Origin of the sequence: Sulfuricurvum sp. RIFCSPLOWO2_12_FULL_43_24, assembly GCF_001829605.1 — a bacterium.
Taxonomy (GTDB): Bacteria; Campylobacterota; Campylobacteria; order Campylobacterales; family Sulfurimonadaceae; genus Sulfuricurvum.
Genome location: NZ_MIBT01000102.1, coordinates 1 through 3,437, shown reverse-complemented (window position 1 = coordinate 3,437; position 3,437 = coordinate 1). Strand labels below are relative to the sequence as shown.

The window sequence follows — 3,437 nt, the reverse complement described above, 5'->3', positions numbered from 1 at the left end:
TTGTCTAAGAACGATACCAGGCATTCACATCACCTACTTTCTATTTAAAATTTTTCGAATTGGAATTATAGCATAGATGTATCCAAAATAACATATAACCAAAGCCCCATTACGCTAAAATATCCTTATGATTACCCAAGACTCCATTGAGGCTCTCAAAGCCCGACTTGATATTGTCGATATCGTCGGCTCGTACATCGAGCTCAAACGTGCCGGAAGCAGCTTCAAAGCGCCCTGCCCGTTTCATGATGAGAAGTCCCCCAGCTTTGTCGTCAATCCCTCACGCCAAAGCTACCACTGTTTCGGATGCGGAGCACACGGTGATGGGATTAAATTTATCATGGAATACGAGAAACTCAACTATCCCGAAGCAATCGAGAAGTTAGCCGCATCAAGCAATTTCAGCCTCCACTACACCGACGACACCAAACAAAAAAAACGTTCCAACCTTCTCGAAACCCTCAACGACTGGTATCAAAAACTCCTCGAAGAGAAACGAGATGCGATGGAATATCTCCATGAACGGGGAATTTATGCCTCCAGCATTGAGCGGTTCGGGATCGGCTACGCCCCCACCTCACCTGAGACACTTCGATTTTTAGACCAGCGCAAACTCCCAACTGCTGAAGCACTTGAGCAAGGAGCCATCGGACGGGGGGATGATGGACGCCTTTTTGCCCGTTTTATCGAGCGGATCACATTCCCCATCCACTCCACCAGCGGAGCTATCGTTGGATTTGGCGGACGTACGATTACGGGACATCAAGCGAAATACGTCAACTCCTCCCAAAGTGCCATTTTTAACAAATCGCGTCTATTGTATGCCTATCACCTCGCCCGAGAAGCGATCTACCGCCGCCGAGAGATCATCGTCACCGAAGGGTATCTCGATGTTGTAATGCTCCATCAGGCGGGATTCACCCATGCCGTCGCGACACTGGGGACCGCTCTTACCGCTGAACATCTCCCGCTATTGCGAAAAGGTGAGCCGAAAATATTCCTCGCATATGATGGGGATAAAGCCGGACGTGCCGCCGCATATAAAGCATCCAAGCTTTTGAGTATGTCGGGTTTTGATGGAGGAGTAGTTTTATTTGAGGGGGGACTTGACCCCGCCGATATGATCAAAAATGGTCAAATCGAACAGCTTAATGCCCTATTGCACCGACCGATCCCTTTTATCGAATTTGTAATCTCCGAGATGATTGACGCTTACGATCTGCAAGACCCAAAAGCCAAAGAGACGGCACTGCATGAGAATATCGCATTCCTCAAAACCCTCTCTCCACTTCTCCAAGAAGAGTATCGCCCTTTTGTCGCTTCAAGATTAGGGATATCACCCTCTCTGATCCAAGTGGGACGCACCAACAAAACCGCAAGCGCGCAACCGATCAATTTTTCCCATCACGATATTTGGGAACTTAGCTTTATCAAAACTCTATTGGAACGTCCATATATCACCAATACCCTCCTCGATTTTATCGACGGAAGTCTCTTGCAATACCACAGCAGTGAGTTTGAAGCAGCACTCCAAGGACGCCATGACGATCCCCGTCTCAGTGCATTGATGATGGATGATCGAATACGTACTTTTGAGGGGGATGAGGGACTGCGAGCAGAGCTTATGACTTTCTTGAGTGCCCATTATAACCGTGAACTCAAAAAAGTAACAACGCAAAATACGATATCATTCGATCAAAAATCGTACCTAATACGTCAATTTCGTGAGAAAATCGAACGCCTCAAACGGGGCGAACTCGTCCCACTCAGCTAATCTCCCGTTCGCCCTGAGCCTGTCGAAGGGTGAACCCGCTCATGGTTCGACAAACTCACCACGAACGGGAATGACAATCATAATATAGGAATACTCCATGAAAGCTATCGCATTATTTAGCGGCGGTCTCGACTCAACTATCGCGGCGAAACTCATTATCGATCAGGGGATTGAAGTAATCGCCTGCAACATCAATACCGGTTTCGGTTCCACCAAAGACCGACTTGCTCACATGAAAAATATGTGCGAACAAGTAGGAGCTGAATTTCGAAGCGTCGATATCCGCGATGAGTATATCAAAGAGGTCCTCTTTTCCCCCAAATACGGCTACGGAAAAAACTTCAATCCCTGCATCGACTGCCATGCTAAAATGTTTGAGGTGGCCAAACGTCTCATGGAAGAGTGGGGAGCGAGCTTTCTGATCAGCGGTGAAGTTCTGGGGCAACGCCCAATGAGCCAAAATCGTGAATCGCTCGATAAAGTGCTCAATCTCAGTAACTGCGGCGGGTTGCTTTTACGTCCCATGAGTGCCAAATCACTTGAGCTGACAATTCCCGAAATCAACGGTTGGGTAGATCGTGAAAAACTCGAAAACATCAGCGGACGCAATCGTGAACGTCAAATGGAACTTGCTCAGCAGTTCGGGCTTAAAGATTACGAGGCACCGGGAGGAGGATGTCTCCTCACCGATGAGAAGTTCTCCAATAAAATTCGTGATTTTATCGCCCATGATACCTTTAGTGTTGAAGATATCCCGACACTCAAATACGGTCGCCAGCTCCGTCTTAGCGAGGGGGCAAAACTCATCATCGGACGTAATGCCGAGGATAATGAGATACTGGAGAGAATTGAGAATTCCAAATACCTTCATATCACAACCGAACTCTTCGGGCCTCACTCACTTATCTCACGCAATGCAAGTGATAACGACCGTGTGTTAGCGGCAAAACTGGTGTTAGCGTATTGTAAACAGGATTTTGAAGGGGAACAAACATTAATGTTTGGGGAGACAGGAGTAACCACCGTTAGCGACATGAGTCGCAATGATGCTCAAAAATACTTTATCTGATTTCGTCATTCCCGTGAAGACGGAAATCTAGCTGGATACAGTGACATCGGTGCTACACACACATCGATGCCCCGCTCCAAGCTAAAAACGATAAGCAGTTATCATTTTTTTAACGCTTTACGCCCTACGAGGTTATGACGTTAAATTATTTTGCTACCGTACAGCCATAACCCGCTTTTTTAACCGCATCACACATTGTTTCGGCTTTGGTGCCGTCTGATACTTTTACTTCCGCTTTACCCTCTTTGAGATAAACGCTCGATTCTTTAACTCCGAGCACGTCGTTCAATGACTCTTTTACATTTTTTGCACACGAAGGACAGGTCATACCGCTTACATTGAGTTTAACCAGCTGATCGGCACTCGAAACCGCAACCAATACCACTAAAGAGAGGAAAACTTTTTTCATTCACGAAGCCTTTAAATAATTTCATGCTATTGTTTCATAGAACTGTTAAATTTGTGTTAAGTCTTAACACTGTTGTAACAAAAATTATTTAGAATATTGATATTGTTTAGAAGGTTGATTTATGTATTCAATCGAATGGTGGTTGATCGTTTCCATCGCGTTCGCAGGAAGTTTTGGTCACTGTG

Annotated in this window: 3 protein-coding genes; 2 read left to right on the top strand and 1 reads right to left on the bottom strand. The window is 46.0% G+C overall.

The features are described 5' to 3' along the window. Nucleotides 1-127: 127 nt before the first annotated feature. Both dnaG and A3G19_RS09630 read left to right on the top strand, forming a co-directional pair. Complete coding sequence (dnaG, locus tag A3G19_RS09635) at nt 128-1,774, top strand: DNA primase (protein ID WP_015652474.1); 1,647 nt, start codon at nt 128-130, stop codon at nt 1,772-1,774. Between the two features lie 97 nt (nt 1,775-1,871). Further along, entirely contained in the window at nt 1,872-2,843 is a 972-nt protein-coding gene (locus A3G19_RS09630) for an argininosuccinate synthase domain-containing protein (protein ID WP_015652473.1), read from the top strand. Between the two features lie 145 nt (nt 2,844-2,988). Here the strand turns inward: A3G19_RS09630 and A3G19_RS09625 are convergent, their stop codons facing one another. After that, the gene (locus A3G19_RS09625) at nt 2,989-3,252 is read right to left on the bottom strand and encodes a cation transporter (RefSeq protein WP_015652472.1); all 264 of its coding nucleotides are present in this window, start codon (nt 3,250-3,252) and stop codon (nt 2,989-2,991) included. Nucleotides 3,253-3,437 lie beyond the last annotated feature (185 nt).

What these genes read in the sequence shown, in the direction of transcription:
- dnaG (WP_015652474.1), top strand. Translation starts at nt 128, where the DNA reads ATGATTACCCAAGACTCCATTGAGGCTCTCAAAGCCCGACTTGATATT.
- A3G19_RS09630 (WP_015652473.1), top strand. Translation starts at nt 1,872, where the DNA reads ATGAAAGCTATCGCATTATTTAGCGGCGGTCTCGACTCAACTATCGCG.
- A3G19_RS09625 (WP_015652472.1), bottom strand. Translation starts at nt 3,252, where the DNA reads ATGAAAAAAGTTTTCCTCTCTTTAGTGGTATTGGTTGCGGTTTCGAGT.